This window comes from Streptomyces sp. NPDC058052 (assembly GCF_042885515.1).
Taxonomy (GTDB): Bacteria; Actinomycetota; Actinomycetes; order Streptomycetales; family Streptomycetaceae; genus Streptomyces.
The window spans coordinates 376055-400212 of record NZ_JBHVRX010000001.1 but is presented as its reverse complement, the minus strand read 5'-3'; the positions used below and the strand labels follow the sequence as shown (position 1 = coordinate 400212).

At 72.4% G+C, this 24158-nt stretch carries 27 protein-coding genes and 5 tRNA genes; 7 read left to right on the top strand and 25 right to left on the bottom strand.

The window, feature by feature from the left end:
• Positions 1–8 precede the first annotated feature (8 nt).
• On the bottom strand, positions 9–1424 hold the full coding sequence (locus ACFVU3_RS01985) for a TerD family protein (protein ID WP_390062818.1): 1416 nt from the start codon (positions 1422–1424) through the stop codon (positions 9–11).
• Between the two features lie 232 nt (positions 1425–1656).
• On the opposite strand from ACFVU3_RS01985, the gene ACFVU3_RS01980 reads away from it, so the two are divergent.
• Positions 1657–2040, top strand: a complete 384-nt coding sequence (locus tag ACFVU3_RS01980; RefSeq protein WP_390062817.1) for a winged helix-turn-helix transcriptional regulator — start codon at positions 1657–1659, stop codon at positions 2038–2040.
• On the opposite strand, the gene mutM is transcribed toward ACFVU3_RS01980, so the two are convergent.
• The 9 genes from mutM to ACFVU3_RS01935 form a co-directional block, all read right to left on the bottom strand.
• Positions 2030–2899, bottom strand: coding sequence for a bifunctional DNA-formamidopyrimidine glycosylase/DNA-(apurinic or apyrimidinic site) lyase (gene mutM / locus ACFVU3_RS01975; protein WP_390062815.1), 870 nt, complete (start codon positions 2897–2899; stop codon positions 2030–2032). The genes ACFVU3_RS01980 and mutM overlap by 11 nt on opposite strands.
• A 232-nt stretch (positions 2900–3131) precedes the next feature.
• Positions 3132–3926 (bottom strand): ribonuclease III, encoded by a 795-nt coding sequence (rnc, locus tag ACFVU3_RS01970; RefSeq protein ID WP_390062813.1) that lies wholly within the window; start codon positions 3924–3926, stop codon positions 3132–3134.
• Positions 3927–3946: 20 nt separating this feature from the next.
• Positions 3947–4120, bottom strand: a complete 174-nt coding sequence (gene rpmF, locus ACFVU3_RS01965) for a 50S ribosomal protein L32 (RefSeq protein ID WP_043229344.1) — start codon at positions 4118–4120, stop codon at positions 3947–3949.
• A 2-nt stretch (positions 4121–4122) separates the two neighbouring features.
• Positions 4123–4839, bottom strand: coding sequence for a YceD family protein (locus ACFVU3_RS01960; RefSeq protein ID WP_390062811.1), 717 nt, complete (start codon positions 4837–4839; stop codon positions 4123–4125).
• 65 nt (positions 4840–4904) lie between these two features.
• Entirely contained in the window at positions 4905–5951 is a 1047-nt protein-coding gene (locus tag ACFVU3_RS01955; protein WP_390062809.1) for an ATP synthase F0 subunit B, read from the bottom strand.
• Between the two features lie 110 nt (positions 5952–6061).
• Positions 6062–6541 (bottom strand): pantetheine-phosphate adenylyltransferase, encoded by a 480-nt coding sequence (gene coaD / locus ACFVU3_RS01950; protein ID WP_390063011.1) that lies wholly within the window; start codon positions 6539–6541, stop codon positions 6062–6064.
• A gap of 26 nt (positions 6542–6567) precedes the next feature.
• A complete protein-coding gene (rsmD, locus tag ACFVU3_RS01945) occupies positions 6568–7149 on the bottom strand; it encodes a 16S rRNA (guanine(966)-N(2))-methyltransferase RsmD (RefSeq protein ID WP_390062807.1) in 582 nt (193 codons plus the stop codon).
• Between the two features lie 68 nt (positions 7150–7217).
• Entirely contained in the window at positions 7218–9425 is a 2208-nt protein-coding gene (gene recG, locus ACFVU3_RS01940) for an ATP-dependent DNA helicase RecG (protein WP_390062805.1), read from the bottom strand.
• A gap of 62 nt (positions 9426–9487) precedes the next feature.
• A complete protein-coding gene (locus tag ACFVU3_RS01935; RefSeq protein WP_390062804.1) occupies positions 9488–11191 on the bottom strand; it encodes a DAK2 domain-containing protein in 1704 nt (567 codons plus the stop codon).
• Between the two features lie 231 nt (positions 11192–11422).
• Here ACFVU3_RS01935 and rpmB point away from each other — a divergent pair, with 231 nt between their 5' ends.
• On the top strand, positions 11423–11608 hold the full coding sequence (gene rpmB / locus ACFVU3_RS01930; RefSeq protein WP_003957616.1) for a 50S ribosomal protein L28: 186 nt from the start codon (positions 11423–11425) through the stop codon (positions 11606–11608).
• Between the two features lie 159 nt (positions 11609–11767).
• On the opposite strand, the gene thiD is transcribed toward rpmB, so the two are convergent.
• A complete protein-coding gene (gene thiD / locus ACFVU3_RS01925) occupies positions 11768–12571 on the bottom strand; it encodes a bifunctional hydroxymethylpyrimidine kinase/phosphomethylpyrimidine kinase (protein ID WP_390062802.1) in 804 nt (267 codons plus the stop codon).
• On the bottom strand, positions 12568–13530 hold the full coding sequence (locus ACFVU3_RS01920; protein ID WP_390062800.1) for a thiamine-phosphate kinase: 963 nt from the start codon (positions 13528–13530) through the stop codon (positions 12568–12570). Before ACFVU3_RS01920 ends, thiD begins: the two co-directional genes overlap by 4 nt.
• 233 nt (positions 13531–13763) lie before the next feature.
• Here ACFVU3_RS01920 and ACFVU3_RS01915 point away from each other — a divergent pair, with 233 nt between their 5' ends.
• Complete coding sequence (locus ACFVU3_RS01915; protein ID WP_030496958.1) at positions 13764–13997, top strand: Lrp/AsnC family transcriptional regulator; 234 nt, start codon at positions 13764–13766, stop codon at positions 13995–13997.
• A gap of 20 nt (positions 13998–14017) precedes the next feature.
• On the top strand, positions 14018–14506 hold the full coding sequence (locus tag ACFVU3_RS01910) for a DUF3515 domain-containing protein (RefSeq protein ID WP_390062798.1): 489 nt from the start codon (positions 14018–14020) through the stop codon (positions 14504–14506).
• Between the two features lie 66 nt (positions 14507–14572).
• Here ACFVU3_RS01910 and ACFVU3_RS01905 read toward each other — a convergent pair whose 3' ends face one another.
• From ACFVU3_RS01905 to ACFVU3_RS01895, 3 genes are all read right to left on the bottom strand, one after another.
• The gene (locus tag ACFVU3_RS01905) at positions 14573–15712 is read right to left on the bottom strand and encodes a D-alanine--D-alanine ligase family protein (protein WP_390062796.1); all 1140 of its coding nucleotides are present in this window, start codon (positions 15710–15712) and stop codon (positions 14573–14575) included.
• 68 nt (positions 15713–15780) lie between these two features.
• On the bottom strand, positions 15781–16782 hold the full coding sequence (locus ACFVU3_RS01900) for an NAD(P)H-dependent glycerol-3-phosphate dehydrogenase (protein ID WP_390062794.1): 1002 nt from the start codon (positions 16780–16782) through the stop codon (positions 15781–15783).
• Complete coding sequence (locus ACFVU3_RS01895) at positions 16779–17531, bottom strand: lysophospholipid acyltransferase family protein (protein ID WP_390062792.1); 753 nt, start codon at positions 17529–17531, stop codon at positions 16779–16781. Before ACFVU3_RS01895 ends, ACFVU3_RS01900 begins: the two co-directional genes overlap by 4 nt.
• Before the next feature lie 127 nt (positions 17532–17658).
• Here ACFVU3_RS01895 and cofC point away from each other — a divergent pair, with 127 nt between their 5' ends.
• Positions 17659–18306, top strand: a complete 648-nt coding sequence (cofC, locus tag ACFVU3_RS01890; RefSeq protein WP_390062790.1) for a 2-phospho-L-lactate guanylyltransferase — start codon at positions 17659–17661, stop codon at positions 18304–18306.
• A 10-nt stretch (positions 18307–18316) separates the two neighbouring features.
• On the top strand, positions 18317–18526 hold the full coding sequence (locus tag ACFVU3_RS01885) for a hypothetical protein (RefSeq protein WP_390062788.1): 210 nt from the start codon (positions 18317–18319) through the stop codon (positions 18524–18526).
• Between the two features lie 87 nt (positions 18527–18613).
• Here the strand turns inward: ACFVU3_RS01885 and ACFVU3_RS01880 are convergent, their stop codons facing one another.
• From ACFVU3_RS01880 to leuC, 4 genes are all read right to left on the bottom strand, one after another.
• Complete coding sequence (locus ACFVU3_RS01880) at positions 18614–19312, bottom strand: HU family DNA-binding protein (RefSeq protein WP_390062786.1); 699 nt, start codon at positions 19310–19312, stop codon at positions 18614–18616.
• A gap of 143 nt (positions 19313–19455) precedes the next feature.
• Positions 19456–19683, bottom strand: coding sequence for a hypothetical protein (locus ACFVU3_RS01875; RefSeq protein ID WP_030496950.1), 228 nt, complete (start codon positions 19681–19683; stop codon positions 19456–19458).
• A 104-nt stretch (positions 19684–19787) separates the two neighbouring features.
• Positions 19788–20381 carry a 3-isopropylmalate dehydratase small subunit gene (gene leuD / locus ACFVU3_RS01870; RefSeq protein ID WP_390062784.1) on the bottom strand — a complete coding sequence of 198 codons (594 nt, stop codon included), beginning with the start codon at positions 20379–20381 and terminating at the stop codon, positions 19788–19790.
• Between the two features lie 6 nt (positions 20382–20387).
• A complete protein-coding gene (gene leuC / locus ACFVU3_RS01865; RefSeq protein ID WP_390062782.1) occupies positions 20388–21812 on the bottom strand; it encodes a 3-isopropylmalate dehydratase large subunit in 1425 nt (474 codons plus the stop codon).
• Between the two features lie 139 nt (positions 21813–21951).
• Here leuC and ndgR point away from each other — a divergent pair, with 139 nt between their 5' ends.
• The gene (gene ndgR, locus ACFVU3_RS01860) at positions 21952–22668 is read left to right on the top strand and encodes an IclR family transcriptional regulator NdgR (RefSeq protein WP_005311436.1); all 717 of its coding nucleotides are present in this window, start codon (positions 21952–21954) and stop codon (positions 22666–22668) included.
• Positions 22669–22808: 140 nt separating this feature from the next.
• Here ndgR and ACFVU3_RS01855 read toward each other — a convergent pair.
• The 6 genes from ACFVU3_RS01855 to ACFVU3_RS01830 form a co-directional block, all read right to left on the bottom strand.
• A tRNA-Glu gene (locus tag ACFVU3_RS01855) sits at positions 22809–22881 on the bottom strand.
• Between the two features lie 36 nt (positions 22882–22917).
• Positions 22918–22989, bottom strand: a tRNA-Gln gene (locus ACFVU3_RS01850).
• 22 nt (positions 22990–23011) lie between these two features.
• A tRNA-Glu gene (locus ACFVU3_RS01845) sits at positions 23012–23084 on the bottom strand.
• A 62-nt stretch (positions 23085–23146) separates the two neighbouring features.
• Positions 23147–23219, bottom strand: a tRNA-Glu gene (locus ACFVU3_RS01840).
• Positions 23220–23260: 41 nt separating this feature from the next.
• Positions 23261–23332: transfer RNA gene (locus ACFVU3_RS01835), tRNA-Gln, on the bottom strand.
• Between the two features lie 92 nt (positions 23333–23424).
• Complete coding sequence (locus ACFVU3_RS01830) at positions 23425–24150, bottom strand: HAD family hydrolase (RefSeq protein WP_390062780.1); 726 nt, start codon at positions 24148–24150, stop codon at positions 23425–23427.
• Positions 24151–24158 lie beyond the last annotated feature (8 nt).

Sequence of the window (24158 nt, the reverse complement as noted above, 5' to 3'; positions counted from 1 at the left end):
CCGCGCCGCTACACGGTCTTGAACTCGACGGTCCCGCCGCCCATCCGGAAGGTGCCGTCGGAGTAGAGCGCCGGGCGGGCCTCGTCGCACTCCTCGCCGTACCGCTCGACGTGGCGGATCCGGACTCCTTCCGGGACGGTGAAGTCGATCAGCGCGATCGCGACCCAGTAGGAGAGCTCGCAGTCGTGGAAGAGGGGCACGGTCACGGTGGAGCCGCGTCCGTCGGTGACCACCGCCTGGGCCCCGAAGGACCTGAAGGAGCCGATGCCGTTCTCCACCGCGCTGTACGCGCAGATCAGGACGTATCCCTGCTGGTCGGGGCGGTGGACGGTGACGGTCTCACGGCCGGGCACGCGCGCGTCGCCGTCGAGGGCGATGTACGGCGGGGCGGACGCGGAGCCCAGGCCGCGGTAGTAGACGGCGGTGCCGGACTCCTGCGCGCGCCCGCCGGGCGGGGTGACGAGGGCCCCCGGGACGTAGAGGGCGTACAGGTCGAGGTCCGCGCCGGCCTCCCGCCGGTCCTCGCTCCCCCCGTCCCATACGAGCGTGGCCGTCACGACGAGCCCCGGGTCGTCCTTGCGCAGGTCGATGGTGGCGTGGCCGTCCTTGGTGAGCGTGACCTTGCCCAGGGGCGCCGCGGCCAGGGGGACGGCCCCCGGTACGGGTGCGGGAGCAGGGGCCGTGGCATACGCGGGAGCCGTGGCATACGCGGGGGCCGTGGGGTACGCGGGAGCCGGTACGGACGCGGGGGCAGGCGGGGGCGCGAAGGCCGGAGCCGGTACGGAAGCCGGGGCGGGGGCGGAAACCGGCGGGGGCGCGAAGGCGGGCGCGGAAGCCGGCGGAGGCGCGAAGGCCGGAGCCGGTACGGAAGCCGGGGCCGGGACGGAAGCCGGCGGGGGCGCGAACGCCGGAGCCGTCGGGGCCTGCGCGTCCTCGCCCACCTCGATGCCGAAGTCCGTGGCCAGGCCCGCGAGACCGGTGTCCCAGCCCTGCCCGACCGCCCGCGCCCTCCATCCGCCCGCGCGCCGGTAGAGCTCCACCAGGACGGCCGCCGTCTCCCCCCGCGCGAAGGGCGGCGGCACGAACGAGAGCCGGTCGGGTCCGCACTCGACGAGCGCGTCCGGGGTGGCTCCCCCGTCGAAGCGGGGGCCGGGCAGGCTCGGGTCGACGCTCGCCACGACGGCGATGCGGTCGACGCCGGCCGGGACCGCCGCCAGGTCCGCCGTGATCGTCCGGCCCGACAGAACCACCCCGTCGTGGGCGGGGTGGTTGTAGAAGACGAGGTCGTCGTCGCCGCGCACCCGCCCGTCCGCGCCGAGCAGCACGGCGGAGACGTCGATGCCGGCCTCGGACGAGCTCAGGGTGACGCGGCAGACGGCGGTGGTCAGGGACGCGTTGCCGCCTTTGGCGAGCGTGCTGGTCATGGATGACGGACCCTCTCAGGATGTGCGTACATCGTGGAGGACGCGGCCGCTCCCCGTACGACGAACACCGATTTCCTGTTCGACCGGCCCCGGCGTTCCCGACGACGTGTCCCGACGACCCGTGCAACCTGTCCCGGCGGCCGGTCCCACCCGCCGCCACGGCCCCACCGACCGCTCACTTTTCGAAAGCGCGGTCTGGTGGTGAGTGGGTGGCCCGCGTACCGTGGGGGGTATGACCGACGATCTCGCCTTCGATGTGTTCGCGCGGGGGTGTGCCTCGCGGGTGACGCTGGAGCACGTCACGGGACGCTGGGGCAGCCTCACCCTCGGGGCCCTCCACGAGGGGTCCTTCCGCTTCAACGAGCTGCGGCGGCGGGTCGACGGCGTCAGCGAGAAGATGCTGGCGCAGACCCTGCACGCGCTGGAGCGCGACGGACTCGTGCACCGGGAGGCGCAGCCGGTCAACCCGCCCCGCGTCGACTACCGGCTCACTCCGCTCGGGCGGGACGTCGCCGAGCGGCTGGTCGGGCTGATCGCCCTGGTCGAGGGGCGGATGCCGGAGGTCGTGGCGGCCCGGGAGGCGTACGACGCCGAGCGCGCGGCCGTCACGGGCTGACGCGCGGCGGGCGCTGGCAGCGCGGGCAGAAGTAGCTGGAGCGGTTCATCCAGGCGCGGCGGCGCATCGGGGTGCCGCAGCGGCGGCAGGGCTCGTCCTCCCGCCCGTACGCGTCGAGCGACCGGTCGAAGTAGCCGGACTCGCCGTTCACGTTCACGTAGAGGCTGTCGAAGCTGGTGCCGCCGGCGGCGAGCGCCGCGTTCATCACGTCGCGGACGTGGCCGAGGAGCTCGGCCGAGCGGGGGCGGGTGAGGGTGGCGGTCGGCCGGTCGTAGTGCAGCTTCGCGCGCCACAGCGCCTCGTCGGCGTAGATGTTGCCGACGCCGCTGATCAGCGACTGGTCGAGGAGCGCCCGCTTGATCGTGGTGCGGCGCAGCCGGAGCGCGGCCTGGAAGGCGGCGTCGTCGAAGGCGGGGTCCAGCGGGTCGCGGGCGATGTGCCCGATGACGTCCGGGAGCCCGTCGGCGCTGTCGGGGGCCCAGTCGTGCAGCGAGAGCCCGCCGAAGGTGCGCTGGTCGACGAAGCGGAGTTCGGTGCCGTCGGAATCGTCGAAGCGGATCCGGATGCGCAGGTGCTTCTCGTCCGGGGAGGCTTCCGGCTGCACCAGGAGCTGTCCGCTCATCCCGAGGTGCCCGAGCACCGAGGTGCCGGTGTCGGCGAGCGGCAGCCACAGGTACTTGCCGCGGCGCAGGGCCGGCTCGAAGCGCTGCCCGGTCAGCCGGGCCGCGAAGTCGGCGCCGCCCGCCGGGTGGCGCCGTACGGCCCGGGGGTGGAGCACCTCGACGCCGGCCACGGTCCGGCCGGCGACCCAGCGCTCCAGTCCGCGCCGGACGACCTCGACCTCGGGCAGCTCGGGCACGGGACTCCTCCGGAGGGGTACGGGGTGGTGGTCCTCGCAGCCTACCGCCGGCGCGCACCCGCCCGGCTCCCCGGAATCGGTGCCCCGGCCGGGCGGCCGGCCGCCCGGACACGGCCACCGGAGACGGCCACCGGAGGCGGAGGATCCGCCCCCGGAAACGGCTCCGCCCGCCCCTGGCGGGGGCGGGCGGGAAGAACTCCGCTTGAAGGAGCGGGAGCGGTCGCGGGAGCGGTCAGGCGGTGGCCGGTGCGGCCCCGTCCTTCCGGTCCTGCTCGCCGGACTCGCCGGCGTCGGCCGCGGCCTTGGCCGCCGCCGCGCGCTCGTCCGCGGCCGCGCGGATCGCGCGCCACGCGGACTCGGCGGCCTGCTGCTCCGCCTCCTTCTTGCTGCGGCCGGTGCCGGTGCCGTACGAGACACCACCGACGCGGGCGGCAGCAGTGAAGGTCTTCTCGTGGTCGGGGCCCTCCTCGGAGACGAGGTACTCCGGCACACCGAGACCCTCGGCCGCGGTGAGTTCCTGGAGACTGGTCTTCCAGTCCAGGCCCGCACCGAGGTTGGAGGACTTCTCGATCAGCGGGTCGAAGAGCCGGTGCACCAGCTCGGACGCCGCGTCGAGGCCCTGGTCGAGATAGACCGCGCCGATCACCGCTTCGAGGGTGTCGGCGAGGATGGATGCCTTGTCCCGGCCGCCCGTGCCCTCTTCGCCCCGGCCGAGCCGGATGAAGGAGCCCAGGTCGAGGCCGCGCCCGACGTCCGCCAGCGCACGCGAGTTGACCACCGCGGCCCGGAGCTTGGCCAGCTGGCCCTCGGGCAGATCGGGGTGGGTGCGGTAGAGGGTGTCGGTGACCACCAGGCCGAGCACGGAGTCCCCGAGGAACTCCAGCCGCTCGTTGGTGGGCAGACCGCCGTTCTCGTACGCGTACGAGCGGTGGGTCAGCGCACGCACCAGAAGGGCGGACTCGAGGTGATACCCGAGCCGCCCTTCCAGAAGCGTGTGGGACGAGGCGCTGTTGATGTTGTCAGACATCGTGCCCCTCACCAGCCCGCTCAGACCGCGAGGACCTGGCGCTTGTTGTAGGTGCCGCAGCTCGGGCACGCGATGTGCTGCAGCTTCGGCTCCTGGCAACGCTCACACGAAACCAGGGTGGGGACCGCAGCCTTCCACTGCGACCGGCGGTGGCGCGTGTTGCTGCGCGACATCTTCCGCTTCGGAACAGCCACGGCTACTTCTCCTGCTTCTCGTCGACACCGGTAGCGGCGTCGCTCATGTTGTCCTTCTCGTCGGATCCCAGCGAACCGGCGAGTTCCTGCAGTGCCGCCCAACGGATGTCGGTGGCGTCGTGGTGGTGGTCCGGGTTGTCGTTCAGGTTGATTCCGCAATCGGAACACAGACCCGCACAGTCCTCCCGGCACACCGGCTGCATGGGCAGCGCGAGTACCACTGCGTCACGCAGCACGGGTTCGAGGTCGAACATGCCGTCCTCGAGGGGGGTCATGCTCTCGTCTTCATCGTCCTCGTCGTCCGTGGCCGCCTTGACGCGGCCCCGGTCGTCGGAGTCGGGGTACGAGAACATCTCCTGGAAGTCCGCGTCGAGCTCAAGCTCGACGGGCTCCAGACACCTTACGCACTCCCCCTCGGCCGATGCACGGGCGGTGCCTGTGACAAGCACCCCTTCCATGACCGACTCGAGTCGGAGCTCGATCTCCACCGGAGCGCCCTCGGGCACTCCGACGACCCCCGCGACGCCGAGATCGGCGGGCGCGTCGACCGTGCGGGAGATCCGCTGGAGGGCACCGGGACGCCGCCCCAGCTCGTGTGTGTCGAACACGAGGGGGTTGCGGTGGTCGAGGCGCGTGCTCAGGGCTCTTCCTGCTTTCGGATCGTTCGCGTCGCAAGTCTCAGGGGGCTGCCGCTTGCGGGCAGCATGGATCGCGGACATACACGCGACCGAAGGGCCAGGATACTGGACGCTTCGCCCAGGGCCCAATCCGGCCCTTTCTCCGGCTACTGCCCCTGCTCGTACCGGCGCAGCTGCTCCAGGTCGATCATGCTCGTGTCGAAGAAGCTGGTCTCGTCGAGCGCGGCCGGCTGCGGCTGGACCTGCGGCTGCTGCGGGTAGCCGTAGGCGTCCTGCTGCGGGTAGCCGTACGGATCCACCTGCTGGGGCTGCTGCTGGTACGCGTAGGGATCCTGCTGCGGGTAGCCGTACGGGTCCACCTGCTGGGGCTGCTGCTGGTAGGCGGCGTACGGGTCGGGCTCGTGCCGGTCCGGGATCTGCGCGGCGACCGGGGCGGGCGCGGGGGCGGGGGCGACCGGCTCCGGGTCGGCGAGCTCCGCGAGTCCGGCCAGGTAGTCGGCGTCGCTGGTGTGCACGGCGTGGCCGAGACCGTCCTGGGCGGCCATGTGCTCGCCGAGGGCGTCGGTGGCGATCCGGCCGTGCAGCTTCTGCCGGCCGCGGCCGACGGCCTCCAGGGTCTTGGAGAGGACCGCCTCGAAGGCGCCCAGCTTGGCGTCCACGTACTCGTCGGCGCGCGCGATCAGGGTCTGCGGGTCGGCGCTGTACTCGGGGGCGTCCTCGTCCGCGTAACCGTGCTCGTCCAGGCCCGGACCGCGGCCGAGGAGCTTCTCGCGGCCGCGGTCGACGGAGCCGATGGTCTTGTTGAGGACGACCTCGAAGTTGGCGAGCTTGGAGTCGACGTACTCGTCGGCCTCGGCGCGGATCTCCTCGGCCTCGCGGCGGGCCTCGGAGAGGATCCGGTCGGCCTCCTCCTGGGACTGCCGCGCGATCTGGGTGTCGGAGACGATCGTGCCGCGCTCGGCGTGGGCGGCCTCGATGATCCGCTCGGCCTCCTGGCGGGCGTGCTCGACCATCTGGTCGCGCCCGCCGATGAGCTCCTGGGCCTGCGCGAGGGAGTTCGGCAGCGCGCCCTGCACCTCGTCGAGGAGGGCGAGCAGATCGGCGCGGTTGACCACGCAGGAGGCCGACATGGGCATCGAGCGGGCGTTCTGTACGGTCGCGACGATCTCGTCGAGCTTCTTCTGCACGTCCACCGGGTGCTCGCCACTCTCTACAGCTGGATGGAGACGGACGGGACGACTGTAAGGGCAGTCGTGGCCCGTCCGACACCAGGTGACGGAGCGTCAGCGGCGGTGGCCGCGCGTCACTTCTGCCGGAGCCGCTCGGTGAGCCGGCCGAGGACCGCCGGGGGCACCAGGTGGGAGACGTCGCCGCCCCAGGCCGCGACCTCCTTGACCAGCGAGGACGACAGGAAGCTGTACGTGGGATTGGTGGGCACGAACAGCGTCTCGACGCCCGACAGGCCGATGTTCATCTGGGCCATCTGGAGCTCGTAGTCGAAGTCGCTGACCGCGCGCAGCCCCTTGACGATGGCGGGGATGTCGCGCTGCTTGCAGAAGTCGACGAGCAGCCCGTGGAAGGACTCCACCTCGACGTTGCCGAAGTCGGCGGTGACCTCGCGGATCAGCTCGATCCGCTCCTCGACCGCGAACAGGCCCTTCTTGGACTGGTTGATCATCACCGCGACGTGCACGACGTCGTACAGCTTGGAGGCGCGGGCGATGATGTCGAGATGTCCGTTGGTGATGGGGTCGAACGACCCCGGACAGACGGCGCGGCGCAACCTGGTTCCCTCGCTCTCCGGTCCGGTCATCGTGCGTCTTCGCACGTAGAGGCGGCGCGACCGTACCAAAACGTTCCCTCGCCGTAGCGACGGGACCGCAATGGTTCGAAGCCGTCCGGCCAGCCGAAAGCGCCGCCTCGGGTGCTGCGCTCCACGGTGACGACGGCATCCTCGCTCAGCCAGCCCCCGGAGCGCAGTGTGAGGAGGATCTCGCGCAGCTCCTCGTCCGCGACGGCGTAGGGCGGGTCGAGGAAGACCAGGTCGTACGGCTCGGCCGGGGCCGGTCCCGTGACGATCTGCTCGGCCCTGCCGGTCCGCGCCTCGGCGCCGGGCAGGCCGAGCGCGCGCACGTTCTCGCGGACGGTGCGGGCGGCGCGGGCGTCGGCCTCGACGAGCAGGGCGTGGACGGCGCCGCGGGAGAGCGCCTCCAGGCCGACGGCTCCGGAGCCGGCGTACAGGTCGGCGACCCGGGCGCCCTCGATGCCGTGGAGCGCCTCCCAGGTGGAGAAGAGGCCCTCGCGCGCCCGGTCGGAGGTGGGGCGGGTGCCGTTGCCCGGGGGCACGGCCAGGCGCCGTCCGCCGGCGGTGCCGGCGATCACGCGGGTCATCGGTGTCCTCGTCCTGCGTCGTCCAGTGCGTACGCCCCAGGATATGGCCGTGCGGGCCGGGGGCGCGGTCAGCCCTTCTCCAGGTACTCCTCCCGCTCCTCGCTCAGCAGGGCGTCCAGGGCGGTGCGCAGGCCCGGGTGGGCTTCGAGGTCCGGGTCGGCGAGGACGAGGGCGGTGGCCTCCTCGCGGGCGGCGGCGATGACCTCCTCGTCGTCGATGACGGCGAGGACCCGGAGGGAGGAGCGGACGCCGGACTGGGCCTGCCCGAGGACGTCGCCCTCGCGGCGCTGTTCGAGGTCGATGCGGGAGAGCTCGAAGCCGTCGAGGGTGGCGGCGACGGCGCCGAGGCGCTGCCGGGCGGGGCTCGCCTCGGGCATCTCGGTGACCAGGAGGCAGAGGCCGGGGGCGGAGCCCCGGCCGACGCGGCCGCGGAGCTGGTGCAGCTGGGAGACGCCGAAGCGGTCGGCGTCCATGATCACCATGGCGGTGGCGTTGGGCACGTTGACGCCGACCTCGATGACGGTGGTGGCGACCAGGACGTCGAGCTCGCCGGCGGCGAAGCGGCGCATCACCTCGTCCTTGTCGTCGGGGTGCATGCGCCCGTGCAGGACGGCGACGCGGAGCCCGGCGAGAGGGCCGGCGGCGAGCTTCTCGGCGACGTCGAGGACGGCGAGCGGGGGCCGCTTCTCGGCCTCGTCCTCGGCGGAGGGCTTGCGCTTGGCGGCCTTCTTCTCGGCGGCCTGGTCGACGTCGTCGCCGATCCGGGGGCAGACGACGTACGCCTGGTGGCCGTTCCCCACCTCCTCGCGGACGCGCTCCCAGGCGCGGGCGAGGAAGTGCGGCTTGTCGGCGGCGGGGACGACGTGGCTGGCGATCGGGGAGCGTCCGGCGGGCAGCTGGTCGAGGACGGAGGTCTCCAGGTCGCCGAAGACGGTCATGGCGACCGTCCTGGGGATCGGTGTGGCGGTCATGACCAGCAGGTGCGGCGGCTGCTTGCCCTTGCTCCGGAGCGCGTCGCGCTGTTCGACGCCGAAGCGGTGCTGCTCGTCGACGACGACCAGTCCCAGGTCGTGGAACTGGACCTTGTCCTCGATCAGCGCGTGGGTGCCGATGACGAGTCCCGCTTCGCCGGTGACCAGGTCGAGGAGGGCCTGCCGGCGGGCCGCGACTCCCATGGAGCCGGTGAGCAGCACGACCTTGGTGGCCCGCTCGGCCCCGCCGAGCATCCCGCCCTCGGCGAGCTCGCCCATCATCTCGGTGACCGACCGGTGGTGCTGCTGGGCGAGGACCTCGGTGGGGGCGAGCATGGCGGCCTGTCCCCCGGCGTCGACGACGGCGAGCATGGCCCGCAGCGCCACCATGGTCTTCCCGGAGCCGACCTCGCCCTGGAGGAGGCGGTGCATGGGGTGGTCGGTGGCGAGGTCGTCGAAGATCTCCTTGGATACCTTCCGCTGTCCTTCGGTGAGGGTGAAGGGCAGCTTGGCGTCGAAGGCGGTGAGGATGCCGTCGTCGGCGGGGCGGCGGGGGACGGCGGGGAGCTGGGTGTCGGCGTGCCGGCGGCGGGCGAGGGCCACCTGGAGGACGAACGCCTCGTCCCACTTGAGCCGGTCGCGGGCGGCGGCGACGTCCGCCTTGGTGCGGGGGCGGTGGACCAGCCGGAGGGCGTCGGGGAGTTCGGCGAGGCCGCGGCCCTCGCGGAGCGCGCCGGGGAGCGGATCGACGGCGTCGGCGGCGGCGGGCAGGACGGCGTCGACGGCCTTGGCGATCTTCCAGGACTCCAGCTTGGTGGTGGCCGGGTAGATCGGGATGAGGGCGCCGGCCCAGGCGTCCACGGCGACGTCGCCCTCGCCGCGCAGGAGTTCGTAGGCGGGGTGGGCGAGCTGGAGGCGCCGGTTGAACAGCGAGACCTTGCCGGAGAACATCGCGCGGGTGCCGGGGACCAGGTCGTGGTGCGGCTTGTGGACGCCCTTGCCGAAGAAGACCAGCTGGAGCCGGCCGAGGCCGTCGGTGATGGTCACTTCGAGCCGCTGCCCGCGGCCCTTGGCGCCGTTGAAGGTGTGGACCCGGGCGTCGGCGACCTGGGCGACGACGGTGACGTGCTCGTCGAGCGGCAGGTCGGAGAGCGTGGTGAGCTCGCCCCGCTCGGCGTACCGCCGGGGGTAGTGGTGGAGGAGGTCGCCGACCGTGTGCAGGTCGAGGGCCTCGGCCATGACCTTGGCGGTGGCGGGGCCGAGGGACTTCTTGAGGGGTTCGTCGAGCGCGGGCACGTGTTCCATTGCACACCACGACGCCGACAGTCGGGGCGCTGCCTGTGGACAACCCGCCGGGGAGGTCCCGGCTACTCGACCCCGATGAGGAGCGGCGGGGCGCCCGCGCCCGCGTGGTACGTGACGGTGTCGACGGCCAGGTAGCCGCGCCGGACGTGGGCTTCGAGGGTGTCGGCGAGGCCGGGCGGGGTGCCGTCGGCGACGACGAGGGTGACGAGTTCGCCGCCGGCCTGGAGCATCCGGTCGAGGACGGTGCGGGCGGTGTCGGTGAGGTCCTCGCCGATGACGGCGACGTCGCCCTCGATGAGGCCGAGGACGTCGCCGGCCTGGCAGACGCCGGCGGAGGTGAAGGACTGGCGTTCGGCGACGGCGAGTTCGGCGTAGCGGGTGGCGCCGGCGGCGGCGGTCATGGCGACGACGTCCTCGTCGAAGCTGCGCTCGGGTTCGTGGACGGCGAGGGCGGCGATGCCCTGGACGGCGGCCCGGGTGGGGATGAGGGCGACCCGGATGCCCTCGGCGCGGGCGCGTTCCGCGGCGGCCGCGGCGGCCGCCCGCAGGTCGGTGTCGTTGGGCAGGAGGACCACCTCGCGCGCGTGGGCGCGGCGGACGGCGGCGAGGAGCTCGTCGCCGGCGGGCGGTTCGCCGGGCCGGGCCTGGACGGTGGTGGCGCCGGCCTCGGCGCAGAGTCCGGCGAGTCCTTCGCCGGGGAGGACGGCGACGACCGCGCGGGGGGCCCGTTCCTCGCGCGCGTGGGCGGGGGTCCCGGCCGGGGCGCCGGTGGCGGGCGCGGGGACGGCGGCCGGGGCGGTGCTCGCGAAGTGGGTGATGCGGATGCGGTGCGGCCGGCCGGCCTCGATCCCGGCCTCGACGGCGGCGCCGGCGTCGTCCACGTGGACGTGGACGTTCCAGAGCCCGTCGCCGCCGACGACGACGAGGGAGTCGCCGAGCGCGTCGAGCCGGGCCCTGAGGAGGTCGACGGCGGCCTCCTCGGCCTCCAGGAGGTAGAGGACCTCGTAGCCGGGGCCGTCGCCGCCGGGCCCGCAGCCCTCCTCCGGTCCGGCGGGGCCGGGCCGGACGCCCGGGGACGGGGGCAGCGCCTCCGGGGCCCGGCCGGTCACCGTCTCCACGAGCGCGCCGAGGACGGCCACCAGGCCCTGCCCGCCGGCGTCCACGACCCCGGCGCGGCCGAGCACGGCCAGCTGGCCGGGGGTGGCCTCCAGGGCCGTCCTGGCCCCGTCGTAGGCCCTCCTGACCACGTCCGGGAGGGTCCCGCCGTCCGCGCAGCCGGCCGCGGCGGCGGCGGCGACGGTGAGGATGGTGCCCTCCTCGGGGTGGGCGACGGCCGCGCGGGCGGAGGCGGCGGCCGCGGCGAGGGCGCGGGCGAGGTGGTCGCCGTCGGCGCCCTCGGCGAGGACGGCGGCCATGCCGCGGAGGAGCTGGGACAGGATGGTCCCGGAGTTGCCGCGGGCGCCGAGGAGCGCTCCGTGGGCCATGGCCCGGACGGCGTCGGTGGTGTCGGGGGCGGACGTGCCGGCGGCGCCGGGGGCGGTGAAGACGGCCTCGACGGCCCGGTGGGCGGCGTCGGCGGTCAGGTAGAGGTTGGTGCCGGTGTCCCCGTCGGCGACCGGGTAGACGTTGATGGCGTCGATGGCGGCCCGCTCCCGTCCGAGTGCCTCGGCCGTCCGCGCGCTCCAGGCCCGTACCGTCCCCGCGTCGAGGAGGAGACGCTCGTCACTCCGGACGGTGTGGTCGAAGGGCTGCGGGGCTCGCGACAACGGGGGTCCTCCTTCGGCGGTGAAGCTCACCGCAGGGTAGACGGGGGGTTCCCGGACCGGGGGGCCGGGACGGCGCCGGCCCGGACCGTGGTAGTTTCGTTCCACGGGAGCAGCCGTTGTATGCTGCTTCGGTTGCCCGGCACTCGCCGGGACATTCCCGGCAAGCCACTTCAGACTCCTGATTCCGGTGCGCCGGATCTCACTGTAAATCTGAAGTCTTTGGAGTGACCCGTGGCTGCCAACTGCGACGTCTGCGGCAAGGGGCCGGGCTTCGGCAACAACATTTCGCACTCGCACCGCCGTACGTCTCGTCGCTGGAACCCGAACATCCAGCGTGTGCGTGCCGTGGTCGGTCGGACGCCGAAGCGGCTCAACGTCTGCACCTCGTGCATCAAGGCCGGCAAGGTCTCGCGCTAATCGCGACGTTTCCGTGTCGTAGCGCAGCCCCTGCGGTTGCCTTGAGAGGCCGGTTCACCTCGGTGGACCGGCCTTTTGCCTTGCCTGCGTGAATATGCGTGATCCGCACGAGACGAAGGGCGGGTCCGGCCGATGGCCGGGCCCGCCCCTCGTCGTGGTTCAGCGGCGCAGGGCCCAGCCGTGGTCGACGGGACCGATGCCCTGCCCCAGGGCGAAGCCGGCGGCTATGGCGCCGGTCACGTACTCCTTCGCCTCCCGTACGGCCTCCGGCACCGCGAGGCCCCGCGCCAGCCCGGCGGCGATCGCCGAGGCCAGGGTGCAGCCCGTGCCGTGGGTGTGCCGGTTGTCGTGGCGGGGGGCGCGGAGCCAGTGCTCCTCGGCGCCGTCGGTGAGCAGGTCCACGGCCTCGGTGCCGGTGGGCAGATGGCCTCCCTTCACGAGGACCCACTGCGGCCCGTACGCCAGGACGGCCTCGGCGGCGGTCCTCATGTCGCCCTCGCCGGCGACGTGGACGCCCGTGAGCTGCGTCACCTCGTCCAGGTTGGGGGTGGCGACGGTCGCGGTCGGCAGCAGCCGGCTCCGTACCGATTCCAGGGCGGAGGCGGCGAGCAGCGGGTCGCCGTGCTTGGAGACGCCGACCGGGTCCACGACCACCGGCACCCCGGGGGTGCCCGCGAGGAGCTCGGCGACGGTCTCGACGAGCGGGGCGGTGGCGAGCATGCCGGTCTTGACCGCGTGCACGCCGATGTCGTCGACGACGGCCCGGTACTGGGCGCGGACGGCTTCCCCGGGGAGCTCCCAGACGCCCCGCACGCCCTGCGAGTTCTGGGCGGTGACGGCGGTGAGCACGCTCATGCCGTGGACGCCGAGGGCGAGCATGGCCTTGAGGTCGGCCTGGACGCCGGCGCCGCCGCCGGAGTCGGATCCGGCGACGGTCAGGACGAGCGGCGGGGCGGGGCTCACTCGGTCTCCCCGAAGTGGTCCCAGCCGCCGGCGCTGTGCCAGGGGGCGCCGTCGACGGTCACCTGGGGCAGTGCGGAGGGGGCGATGACCTCGCCGATGACCTTCCAGCGGGCGGGCAGCTTCACGTCGGGCGGGAAGGTGGCCACGATGGCGTGGTCCTCTCCCCCGGTGAGCACCCACTGGAGCGGGTCGACGCCGACGGCCTGGCCGATGTCGTGCATCTGGCTGGGGATGTCGATGAGTCCGGAGCGCAGGTCGATGCGGACGTTGCTGGCCTCGGCGATGTGGCCGAGGTCGGCGATGAGGCCGTCGCTGACGTCGCACATGGCGGTGGCGCCGAGCCCGGCGGCGGCCGGACCCGCGTGGTACGGCGGTTCGGGGCGGCGGTGGGCCTCGACGAAGGCGCGGGGGGAGCGGAAGCCGCGGGAGAGGACCGCGTATCCGGCGGCGGACCAGCCGAGCCAGCCGGTGTAGGCGACGACGTCGCCGGGCTCCGCGCCGCCCCGGGTGACGGGATCGTGGTTCCGGAGGTCGCCGAGGGCGGTGATGGAGACCATGATCGTGTCGCCGCGGACGACGTCGCCGCCGACCACCGCCGCGCCCGCGACCTGACATTCGTCGCGCAGCCCGTCCATCAATTCCGTGGGCCAGGTGACGGGCAGTTCGGCCGGGACGACGAGGCCGAGGAGGAGCGCGGTGGGGACCGCGCCCATCGCGGCGATGTCGGCGAGGTTCTGCGCGGCGGCCTTGCGGCCCACGTCGTACGCCGTCGACCAGTCGCGGCGGAAATGCCGCCCTTCGAGCAGGATGTCCGTGCTGGCCACCACGCGCCGGTCCGGGGCGGAGACCACGGCGGCGTCGTCGCCGGGCCCGATCCGTACCGCCGGGGTGGAGGTGAGCCGGGACGTGAGCTCCTTGATGAGCCCGAACTCGCCCAGTTCTCCGACTGTGCCCTTCACCGCGTCTCACCTCGTGTCGTCGTGCCGGCCGGCGGTCGGCGGAGCGTCCGTTCGCGCCGCGGGTCGCGGGCCGTCACCGTGCTGGGTACCGTCAAGTTGACCGTCAACTTCTGTCCTGTGTACGCCACACTCCGAGCGCCCCGGAAGGCGCGGGTCTCCCCGTGGCTTCCGGCGACGCGGTACCGTGGCGTCTCTTTCTCCCACAAGATCCTCGTGGCCGCCCTGGAGGTTCCGTGGTACAGGCGTACATCCTGATTCAGACCGAGGTGGGCAAGGCGTCGACCGTCGCCGACACCATCGCCAAGATCCCGGGGGTGATCCAGGCAGAGGACGTGACCGGACCGTACGACGTGATCGTGCGGGCCCAGGCCGACACGGTCGACGAGCTCGGCCGCATGGTGGTCGCGAAGGTCCAGCAAGTGGACGGCATCACGCGCACCCTGACCTGCCCGGTCGTCCATCTGTAGCCCCCGTCTACCCTTGGCCGGTGACGTCTTCCCACCGGCCTCTCGGCCTGCCCGTCTCAGCCGCCGTCCTGCTGCTGGCCGTCACCGGCTGCTCCGCCGGCGCCCAGGCGTCCGCGCCGGTGCCGACGCCGCCCGCGGCGGAGGCGGCGCTCTGCCGTGCGCTGGCGCAGGAGCTCCCGGACACCGTGGCGGGGCAGGAGCGGAGCGATCCGTCCCCCGACTCCGAGCTGACCGCGGGGTGGGGCGACGGAGCGATCGTACTGCGCTGCGGGGTCCCCCGGCCCGAAAAGATGAGCGATCCACAGGCGGAGGGGATCTCCGCCGAGGGCGTGCGCTGGATGCTGGAGCAGCCGGCGGACGGCGGACCCCGTTTCACCTCGGTGTACCGGAAGACGTACGTCGAGGTGACCCTGGGCGAGCCGTACGCGCACGACATCGGGCCGCTGGTCGATCTCGCCGCCCCGGTGGAGCGGGCGGTGCCCTGTGCCCTGGAGCCCGAGTGCCGTTAGGCCGTTTCTTTCGGGTCCTGCCGGGCCCTCGCTTCCGGGTGACGGAGGCGAGGGCCACGGCGTCGGCTAGCGCAGGCCCGTGGAGCGGGTCAGCGCGGCCTGGATCAGCCGGTCGACGAGCTCGGGGTAGCTCACGCCGCTCTCCTGCCACATGCGCGGGTACATGGAGATCGGGGTGAAGCCGGGCATGGTGTTGATCTCGTTGATGACGAAGTCGCCGTCCTCGGTGAGGAAGAAGTCGGCGCGGACCAGACCCTCGCAGGAGACCGCCTCGTAGGCGGCGACGGCCAGGCGCTGGACCTCCGCGGTGGCCTCGTCGCCGATGGGGGCGGGCACCAGACCGGAGGCGGAGTCGATGTACTTGGCCTCGAAGTCGTAGAAGTCGTGGTCGGTGACCGGCGGGATCTCGGCGGGCACGCTGGCGCGCGGGCCGTCCTCGAACTCCAGGACGCCGCACTCGATCTCGCGGCCGCGCAGCAGCGCCTCCACGATGATCTTCGGGTCGTAGCGGCGGGCCTCCTCGACGGCCTCGTCCAGGCCGGAGAGGTCGTCGACCTTGGTGATGCCGACGGAGGAGCCGCCGCGGGCCGGCTTCACGAAGAGCGGCCAGCCGTGGTCGGCGGCGAACTCCACGATCTTCTTGCGGGCCTCGGCCGGGTTGCGGTCCCACTCGCGGGGCCGGATGACCTCGTACGGGCCGACGGGCAGGCCGTAGGAGACGAAGACCCGCTTCATGTACTCCTTGTCCTGGCCGACGGCGGAGGCGAGGACGCCCGCGCCGACGTAGGGGATGCCGGAGAGCTCCAGGAGGCCCTGGAGGGTGCCGTCCTCGCCGTACGGGCCGTGGAGCATCGGGAAGACGACGTCGACCTCGCCGAGCGCCTGCGGCAGGGAGCCGGGCTCGTGCAGGACGACCTCGCGGCTGGCCGGGTCGACCGGGAGGACCACGCCGCCGGTCTCCGACTCGGCGAGCTGGGCGACGTCCGGCAGGGAGCGCTCGGCGATCGCCATCCGCTCGGGGGCGTCGGCGGTCAGCGCCCAGCGCCCCTCCCGGGTGATGCCGATGGGAAGCACGTCGTACTTGGTCCGGTCGATCGCCTTGAGGACGGCGCCGGCGGTGACGACGGAGATGGCGTGCTCCGAGCTGCGTCCGCCGAAGACGACGGCCACGCGCGGCTTGCGGGGGCTCTGGGTGTTCTCGCTCATATCGCGATGAGCGTACCTTGCGGTGTCCGAACTCCTGAGCGCCCCGCTCGACGCCTCGCGCGTCCGGCTCAGCGACGCTCGGGCTTGGCGCTGCGCGACATCAGTTCCTTGAGCGCGACCGTCGGCGGCTTGCCGTCGTGGACGATCGAGACGACGGTCTCCGTGATCGGCATGTCGACGCCGTGGCGGCGGGCGAGGTCGAGCACCGACTCGCAGGACTTGACGCCCTCGGCGGTCTGCTTGGTGGCCTCGACGGCCTCCTGGAGGGTCATCCCGCGGCCCAGGTTGGTGCCGAAGGTGTTGTTCCGGGAGAGCGGCGAGGAGCAGGTGGCGACGAGGTCGCCGAGGCCCGCGAGGCCGGAGAAGGTGAGCGGGTCGGCGCCCATGGCGAGGCCGAGGCGGGTGGTCTCGGCGAGGCCGCGGGTGATGAGCGTGGCCTTCGAGTTGTCGCCGAGCCCCATGCCGTTGGCGATGCCGACGGCGAGGCCGATGACGTTCTTCACCGCGCCGCCGAGTTCGCAGCCGACGACGTCGGTGTTGGTGTACGGGCGGAAGTACGGGGTCATGCAGGCGGTCTGGAGCCGCTGGGCGACCGACTCGTCGACGCAGGCGGCGACGGCGGCGGCGGGCTGCCGGGCGGCGATCTCCCGGGCCAGGTTGGGGCCGGTGAGGACCGCGACGCGCTCCGCGGGGACGCCGGCGACCTCGGTGATGACCTCGCTCATCCGCTTGGCGGTGCCGAGTTCGATGCCCTTCATCAGGGAGACGAGCACCGTGCCGGGGCCCAGCTTCGGCGCCCAGGCGGCGAGGTTCTCGCGCAGCGTCTGGGAGGGGACGACGAGGACGGCGAAGTCGGCCCCCTCGGCGGCCTCGGCGGCGTCGGCGGTGGCCGTGATCCCCTTGGGGAGTTCGACGCCGGGCAGGTAGTCGGGGTTGGTGCGGGTGGCGTTGATGGTCCCGGCGAGCGCGGGGCGGCGGCCCCAGAGGCTCACCTCGCAGCCCGCGTCGGCCATCACCATGGCGAAGGCGGTGCCCCAGGACCCGTTGCCGAAGACGGCGGCCTTGGTCATTTGGCGCCTCCCTCGGCGGCCTTGCGGCGCTGCTCCAGGCGGGCGCGGCGCGGGTCGTACGGCTCGGCGGGGGCCTGCTCGCCGCGGACCTCCTCCAGGAGGGCGGTGATGGCGGCCATGATCGTCTCGGTGGCCTCGCGCAGCACCTCGGGGGTGGGCTCCAGGCCGTCGAAGCGGGAGAGGTCGACGGGCGGGCCGGCCTGCACGATCAGCGTCTTGCGCGGGAAGAAGCTGAACTTGTCCTTCTTGGCGTACGGCGGCATCGCGAGGTTGGCGCCCCACTGGGCCACCGGGATGACCGGCGCCTTGGTGAGCAGCGCGACGCGGGCGGCGCCGGTCTTGCCGGGCATGGGCCACATGTCGGGGTCGCGGGTGAGGGTGCCCTCGGGGTAGAAGGCGACGCACTCGCCCCGCTCGATGGCGTTCACGGCGGCGCGGAAGGCGTCCAGGGCGTTCGCGGTCTCCCGGTAGACGGGGATCTGGCCGGTGTTGCGGAGCATGGTGCCGACGAATCCGGCCTTGAAGAGGCCGGCCTTGGCCAGGAAGCGGGGCACGCGGCCGGTGTTGTACTGGTAATGCGCGTAGGAGAGCGGGTCCAGGTACGAGTTGTGGTTGACCGCCGTGATGAAGCCGCCCTCGGCCGGGATGTGTTCCGTGCCGCGCCAGTCCCGCTTGAACAGAACCACCAGGGGGGGTTTGGCGATGACCGCCGCGAGGCGGTACCAGAAGCCGATTCTGCGGCGGGGCACTCGGGGCACCTTTCTCCGGGTCTTGCTGGCAGGGGGTCAAGTGTCGCCCCATGCTCCTGCTCTGTCGAGGACACCGTACGCCCCGGGGCCGGGGCCCTACCGCCGGGGCGGGACAGAATGGGCGGCGATGAACACGGATGCGGACGACGGCTGGTCCCTGGTCGTACCCCTGAAACCCCTGGCCCTGGCGAAGAGCCGGCTCGCCCCGGCGGCCGGGGAGCGGCTGCGTCCCCGGCTGGCCCTGGCCTTCGCCGAGGACACCGTGGCGGCGGCGCTGGACTGTCCGGAGGTCCGGGACGTGGTGGTGGTCACGGACGATCCGGCGGCGGGCCGGGCGCTGGCGGCGCTGGGGGCCCGGATCGTGCCGGACGCACCGGCGGCCGGGCTCAACGCGGCGCTGGCGCACGGGGCCCGGGCGGTGCGGGAGCGGCGTCCGCACGCGCGCGTGGCGGCGCTGAACGCGGATCTGCCGGCGCTGCGCCCGGCGGAGCTGGCGCGGGTCCTGGCGGTGGCCCGGCAATTCCCGAGGGCATTTCTCGCGGATGCCGCCGAAATAGGTACGACATTCCTCTCGGCGGCTCCGGGGGTGGAATTGGAACCGGCATTCGGAGGTCCGTCGCGGCTTCGGCATTTGTCGTCGGGGGCGGTGGAAATACGGCTGGCCGGGGTGGATTCCGTGCGCCGGGACGTGGACACCGGCGAGGACCTGGCGGCGGCGGGGTCGCTGGGGCTCGGGCCGCGGACGGCGGCCCGGCGGCCGGCGCCGGCCGGATAGGCTGCGGTCCATGCAGGCGACCGCGTACACGTACGACCCCGAGACCCGCAGCGGCAGTGTGCTGCTCGACGACGGCACCCCGGTGGAGTTCGGGACGGATGCCTTCGACGCGGGCGGTCTGCGACTGCTGCGGCCGGGCCAGCGGGTGCGGATCGAGACGGAGCCGGGCACCTCGGGCGCGGGCCCGCGGATCACCCTGGTGACGCTGCAGACCTTCTGAGCCGTCCGCTCCCCCGGTCCGCGCGCACGCGCCGCGGGCCGGGCTCCCGTGCGGGGAGCCCGGCCCGGCGGACGTGCGACGGCCGTCCTACTTCTTGGCGGCGGCCTTCTTGGCCGTGGCGGTCTTGCGCGCCGTGGTCTTCTTGGCGGGCGCCTTCTTCGCCGTGACCTTCTTGGCCGGGGCCGTCTTCTTGGCGGCGGCCTTCTTGGCGGTGGCGGCCGTGGTGGCCTTCTTGGCGGCGGCGGTGGTCTTCTTGGCGGCCGCCGTCGTCTTCTTGGTGGCGGCGGTGGTGGTCTTCTTCGCCGCCGCGGTGGTGGTCTTCTTCGCCGGGGTCGCCTTCTTCGCGGCGGCGGCCGTGGTCTTCTTGGCGGGAGTGGCCTTCTTGGCGGCGGCCTTCTTGGCCGTGGTGGCCTTCTTCGCCGCGGCCTTCTTCACGGTGGCGGAGGCGCCGCCGGTCAGGCTGCCCTTGGGGGCCTTCTTGACGGAGACCTCGCCGCCCTTGGGGAGCTTCTTCGAGCCGCTGACCAGGTCCTTGAAGCCCTGGCCGGCGCGGAAACGCGGAACCGAGGTCTTCTTGACCCGCACGCGCTCGCCCGTCTGCGGGTTGCGGGCGTAGCGGGCCGGGCGGTCGACCTTCTCGAACGAGCCGAAGCCGGTGACCGAGACCCGGTCGCCGGACACCACGGCGCGCACGATGGCGTCGAGCACGTGGTCGACGGCTTCGGCGGCCTGCTGGCGACCGCCCAACTTGTCGGCAATCGCTTCTACGAGCTGCGCCTTGTTCACGTCTTCCCCTTCGGAGACTTTGCCGGAACGAAAGTGTTCAAGCGTTTTCGCACGTTAGGCATGTATATACCGCAAATCAAACACGAAACGGTCTAATCACCCTTGTGCCGCAACGCGGAAGTGCCGTTGCGGAGTTCCTGGTGTCAGTCGTCTTCAGGGAATCGGCCCTCGTCGAGGTCCTTCATCAACCGGTCCAGACGCGTGGCCGCGTCCGCGAGATCGTGCTTCGCCGCGGCCGTGACGACCAGCAGCTTCCGGGACAGCGCCATCCTTACGCCCTCCGGGACTTGCAGTGCGCGCACCCGGGAGTGCGCTTCCTTCAATCGGGCGGCGACTGCCTCGTAGAGCTCGAGTTGGCTGTCGCGTTCCATGCACCGATTGTGCCATCTAGGGCGAGTTGTCGCCCGACAGGGTCTCAACAAGCGACTGCGCCCCCCACCGGAGGGTGGGGGGCGCAGTCTTGGAAAAGCGCTGCTCAGGCCGTAATTGTACGGGGCTTGAAGGACGGCCTCGCCGTCTCGTAGGCCGCGATGTCGGCTTCGTTCTGAAGGGTGAGGCTGATGTCGTCCAGACCGTTCAGGAGCCGCCAGCGGGCGTTCTCGTCGAGCTCGAAGTCGGCGTCGATCCCGTCCGCCAGGACCTTGCGGGCCTCCAGGTCGACGGTGATCTCGGCGGTGGGGTCGGCCTCGGTCAGCTTCCAGAGGGCGTCGACCGTCTCCTGCGGCAGGACGACCGTCAGCAGACCGTTCTTCAGCGAGTTGCCGCGGAAGATGTCGGCGAAGCGGGACGAGACGACGGCCTTGAAGCCGTAGTTCTGGAGCGCCCAGACGGCGTGCTCGCGGGAGGAGCCGGTGCCGAAGTCGGGGCCGGCCACCAGGACCGTGGCGCCCTGCCGCTCGGGGCGGTTGAGGACGAACTCGGGGTCCTTGCGCCATGCCTCGAAGAGGCCGTCCTCGAAGCCGTCGCGGGTGACCTTCTTCAGCCAGTGCGCGGGGATGATCTGGTCGGTGTCGACGTTGCTGCGGTGCAGCGGGACGGCCCGGCCGGTGTGCGTGGTGAAAGCTTCCATGGTTCCTCAGACCCCCGCGGTGGTGACGGCGTCGGACAGGTCGGCCGGGGAGGCCAGGTGGCCCAGGACGGCGGTGGCGGCGGCGACCTGGGGGGAGACCAGGTGGGTGCGGCCGCCCTTGCCCTGCCGGCCCTCGAAGTTGCGGTTGGAGGTGGACGCGGAGCGCTCACCGGGGGCCAGCTGGTCGGGGTTCATGCCCAGGCACATGGAGCAGCCCGCGTGCCGCCATTCGGCGCCGGCCTTCTTGAAGACCTTGTCCAGGCCCTCCTCGACGGCCTGCAGGGCGACCCGGACGGAGCCGGGGACGACCAGCATGCGGACGCCGTCGGCGACCTTGCGGCCCTCCAGCAGGGAGGCGGCGTTGCGCAGGTCCTCGATGCGGCCGTTGGTGCAGGAGCCTACGAAGACGGTGTCGACCTTGATGTCGCGCAGCGGCTGGCCGGCGCTCAACCCCATGTACTCCAGGGCCTTTTCGGCGGCGAGGCGCTCCGAGGGGTCTTCGTACGAAGCCGGGTCGGGGACGTTCGCCGAAAGCGGCGCGCCCTGGCCGGGGTTGGTGCCCCAGGTGACGAAGGGCGCCAGCGCGGCGGCCTCGATGACGACCTCGGCGTCGAAGACCGCGTCCTCGTCCGACCTCAGCGTCTTCCAGTAGGCGACGGCGGCGTCCCAGTCCTCGCCCTCGGGGGCGTGCGGACGGCCCTTGAGGTAGGCGAAGGTGGTCTCGTCGGGGGCGATCATGCCCGCGCGGGCACCGGCCTCGATGGACATGTTGCAGATGGTCATGCGGGCCTCCATCGAGAGCTTCTCGATGGCGGAGCCCCGGTACTCCAGGACGTATCCCTGGCCGCCGCCGGTGCCGATCCTCGCGATGATCGCGAGGATGAGGTCCTTGGCGGTCACGTCGGCGGGCAGCTCGCCGTCGACGGTGATGGCCATGGTCTTCGGGCGGGCCATGGGCAGCGTCTGGGTGGCGAGGACGTGCTCGACCTGGCTGGTGCCGATGCCGAACGCCAGGCCGCCGAAGGCGCCGTGCGTGGAGGTGTGGGAGTCGCCGCAGACGACGGTCATGCCGGGCTGGGTCAGGCCCAGCTGCGGTCCCACCACGTGGACGACGCCCTGCTCGACGTCGCCGAGCGGGTGGAGCCGGACACCGAACTCGGCGCAGTTCTTGCGCAGGGTCTCCAGCTGGGCGCGGGAGACCGGGTCGGCGATCGGCTTGTCGATGTCGAGGGTGGGGGTGTTGTGGTCCTCGGTGGCGATGGTGAGGTCCAGGCGCCGCACCTGCCGGCCGTTCTGCCGGAGGCCGTCGAACGCCTGCGGGCTGGTCACCTCGTGCAGCAGGTGAAGATCGATGAAGAGGAGGTCGGGCTCGCCCTCGGCGCGCCGGACGACGTGGTCGTCCCAGACCTTCTCCGCGAGTGTCCTACCCATCGCTTTCCCTCCGGCCGGCGGCTGCGCCGGCACCACTAGAGACCGTTGTGCGGGCCGTTGTGCGGCCGCCCCACCAGAGTGACAAGTTCCTCGGGAAATTGAACTTGCGTTTCACAGAGTGAGACGCGAATATCGTTGCATGGACAACTCTAGCGGCGTAGGCGTTCTCGACAAGGCAGCCCTTGTCCTGAGCGCCCTGGAGTCCGGTCCGGCCACCCTCGCAGGACTGGTCGCGGCGACGGGACTCGCACGACCCACGGCCCACCGGCTGGCCGTGGCATTGGAACACCACCGGATGGTGGCCCGCGACATGCAGGGCCGTTTCATCCTCGGTCCGCGGCTCGCCGAGCTGGCCGCGGCGGCCGGTGAGGACCGCCTCCTGGCGACGGCCGGGCCGGTGCTGACGCACCTGCGCGACGTCACCGGGGAGAGCGCGCAGCTCTACCGCCGCCAGGGCGACATGCGGATCTGCGTGGCGGCGGCCGAGCGGCTGTCCGGTCTGCGGGACACGGTCCCGGTGGGCTCGACGCTGACCATGAAGGCCGGCTCGTCGGCGCAGATCCTGATGGCCTGGGAGGAGCCCGAGCGGCTGCACCGCGGTCTCCAGGGCGCCCGCTTCACGGCGACGGCCCTGTCGGGCGTACGGCGCCGCGGCTGGGCCCAGTCGATCGGCGAGCGGGAGCCGGGCGTCGCGTCCGTCTCCGCGCCCGTCAGGGGCCCTTCGAACCGCGTGGTGGCCGCCGTGTCGGTCTCCGGTCCGATCGAGCGCCTGACGCGCCACCCGGGCCGCATGCACGCCCAGGCGGTCATCGACGCCGCCGCCCGTCTCTCCGAGGCCCTCCGCCGCAACGGCTGACCCTTCTCTGTTCACCTGTACGTTCTCCGGCCCACCGCTCCAACGCCGCAGCGGTGGGCCGGAGTTGTGTCCGGGTGCGGGGGTGCGCGGGGAACAGCGAAGAAGCCCTCCCCCGAAGGGAAGGGCTTCTTCGTTTCGCGTACCCCCGACCGGATTCGAACCGGCGCTACCGCCTTGAGAGGGCGGCGTGCTAGGCCGCTACACAACGGGGGCTTTGGATCATGCAGACGTTGCCGCCGCAGATCCGAGCTGGTCTACCTGGACTCGAACCAAGACTAACTGAACCAGAATCAGTCGTGCTGCCAATTACACCATAGACCAATACGTGGTTAGACCAGCGTCGTACCCCCGACCGGATTCGAACCGGCGCTACCGCCTTGAGAGGGCGGCGTGCTAGGCCGCTACACAACGGGGGCCCTAGCGATCCTGCATCGGGTCCACCTGGGAGCTACCCAGGTGATCCCGCGGGAAGGATCTGTACCCCCGACCGGATTCGAACCGGCGCTACCGCCTTGAGAGGGCGGCGTGCTAGGCCGCTACACAACGGGGGCTTTGTGGATGCCATCCACGGTTTGCAGATGAGCTCTGCGAGCTGGCCTACCTGGACTCGAACCAAGACTAACTGAACCAGAATCAGTCGTGCTGCCAATTACACCATAGGCCACCGGGGCAACCTCCCCGTGAAGGGGATCTTGCTCGGCTTGCGCTTTCCGGGTTCTTGCCTTTCGGCTTGTTCCCCTCGGCGCAGGAAGAACATTACCCGAAGGTGGACGGTGCTCCAAAACGGGTATCCCCGCGGAGCAGCGGCGGGAGCTGGTGGAGGTCGGTGATGCGGCGCAGGCCGGGCTGTTCGCCGGTGCCGGCGCGGTCCAGCCAGATGCCGTGGAGCCCCGCCGCCTGGGCGCCGAGGGCGTCGATGTCGGGCCGGTCCCCCACGTACGCCACCTCGTGGGGGGCGAGGCCGAGGGCGGCGCAGGCGGCGTGGAACGCCTCGGCGGCCGGCTTGGCGCTGCCCAGCTCGGCGGCGCACAGGACGGCCTCGAAGCGGTCGCGGACGCCGAGGGCCCGGAGCTTGGGCTCCTGGGCGTGGATGCTGGAGTTCGACAGGACCGCCTGCCGGTAGTCGGGGGCGAGCAGGTCGAGGACGGGCAGGGCGTCGGGGAAGAGCTCCCAGGCGGCCTCGTAGTGGGCCACGTACCGCCCGAACCAGGCGTCGGCCTCGGGGTCGGTCATGTCCGGCCGGTCCAGGAAGTCGCGGACGCGGTGGCGGCGCTGGTCCTGCCAGCTCCCTCCGGAGCCGTCCTCGAAGCGCCGCCAGTAGAGCTCGGTGAGCTCCTTCCAGTGGCGCAGGGCGTCCTCGACGGAGCCGTGCAGTCCGGACAGGCCCTCGGCGGCGAGGTGGGCACGCATGCCCGTGCGATCGGCCCGCGCGTAGTCGAAGATCGTGTCGTCCACGTCCCAGAGGACGGCGCGGATGCTCATGGGATCGA

Excerpts from the sequence above, each read along its gene's own strand:
- ACFVU3_RS01985 (WP_390062818.1), bottom strand. The coding sequence starts at position 1,424 with ATGACCAGCACGCTCGCCAAAGGCGGCAACGCGTCCCTGACCACCGCC.
- ACFVU3_RS01980 (WP_390062817.1), top strand. The coding sequence starts at position 1,657 with ATGACCGACGATCTCGCCTTCGATGTGTTCGCGCGGGGGTGTGCCTCG.
- rnc (WP_390062813.1), bottom strand. The coding sequence starts at position 3,926 with ATGTCTGACAACATCAACAGCGCCTCGTCCCACACGCTTCTGGAAGGG.
- ACFVU3_RS01960 (WP_390062811.1), bottom strand. The coding sequence starts at position 4,839 with ATGTCCGCGATCCATGCTGCCCGCAAGCGGCAGCCCCCTGAGACTTGC.
- rsmD (WP_390062807.1), bottom strand. The coding sequence starts at position 7,149 with ATGACCCGCGTGATCGCCGGCACCGCCGGCGGACGGCGCCTGGCCGTG.
- recG (WP_390062805.1), bottom strand. The coding sequence starts at position 9,425 with ATGGAACACGTGCCCGCGCTCGACGAACCCCTCAAGAAGTCCCTCGGC.
- ACFVU3_RS01905 (WP_390062796.1), bottom strand. The coding sequence starts at position 15,712 with ATGAGCGAGAACACCCAGAGCCCCCGCAAGCCGCGCGTGGCCGTCGTC.
- ACFVU3_RS01900 (WP_390062794.1), bottom strand. The coding sequence starts at position 16,782 with ATGACCAAGGCCGCCGTCTTCGGCAACGGGTCCTGGGGCACCGCCTTC.
- cofC (WP_390062790.1), top strand. The coding sequence starts at position 17,659 with ATGAACACGGATGCGGACGACGGCTGGTCCCTGGTCGTACCCCTGAAA.
- ACFVU3_RS01885 (WP_390062788.1), top strand. The coding sequence starts at position 18,317 with ATGCAGGCGACCGCGTACACGTACGACCCCGAGACCCGCAGCGGCAGT.
- ACFVU3_RS01875 (WP_030496950.1), bottom strand. The coding sequence starts at position 19,683 with ATGGAACGCGACAGCCAACTCGAGCTCTACGAGGCAGTCGCCGCCCGA.
- leuD (WP_390062784.1), bottom strand. The coding sequence starts at position 20,381 with ATGGAAGCTTTCACCACGCACACCGGCCGGGCCGTCCCGCTGCACCGC.
- leuC (WP_390062782.1), bottom strand. The coding sequence starts at position 21,812 with ATGGGTAGGACACTCGCGGAGAAGGTCTGGGACGACCACGTCGTCCGG.
- ndgR (WP_005311436.1), top strand. The coding sequence starts at position 21,952 with ATGGACAACTCTAGCGGCGTAGGCGTTCTCGACAAGGCAGCCCTTGTC.
- ACFVU3_RS01830 (WP_390062780.1), bottom strand. The coding sequence starts at position 24,150 with ATGAGCATCCGCGCCGTCCTCTGGGACGTGGACGACACGATCTTCGAC.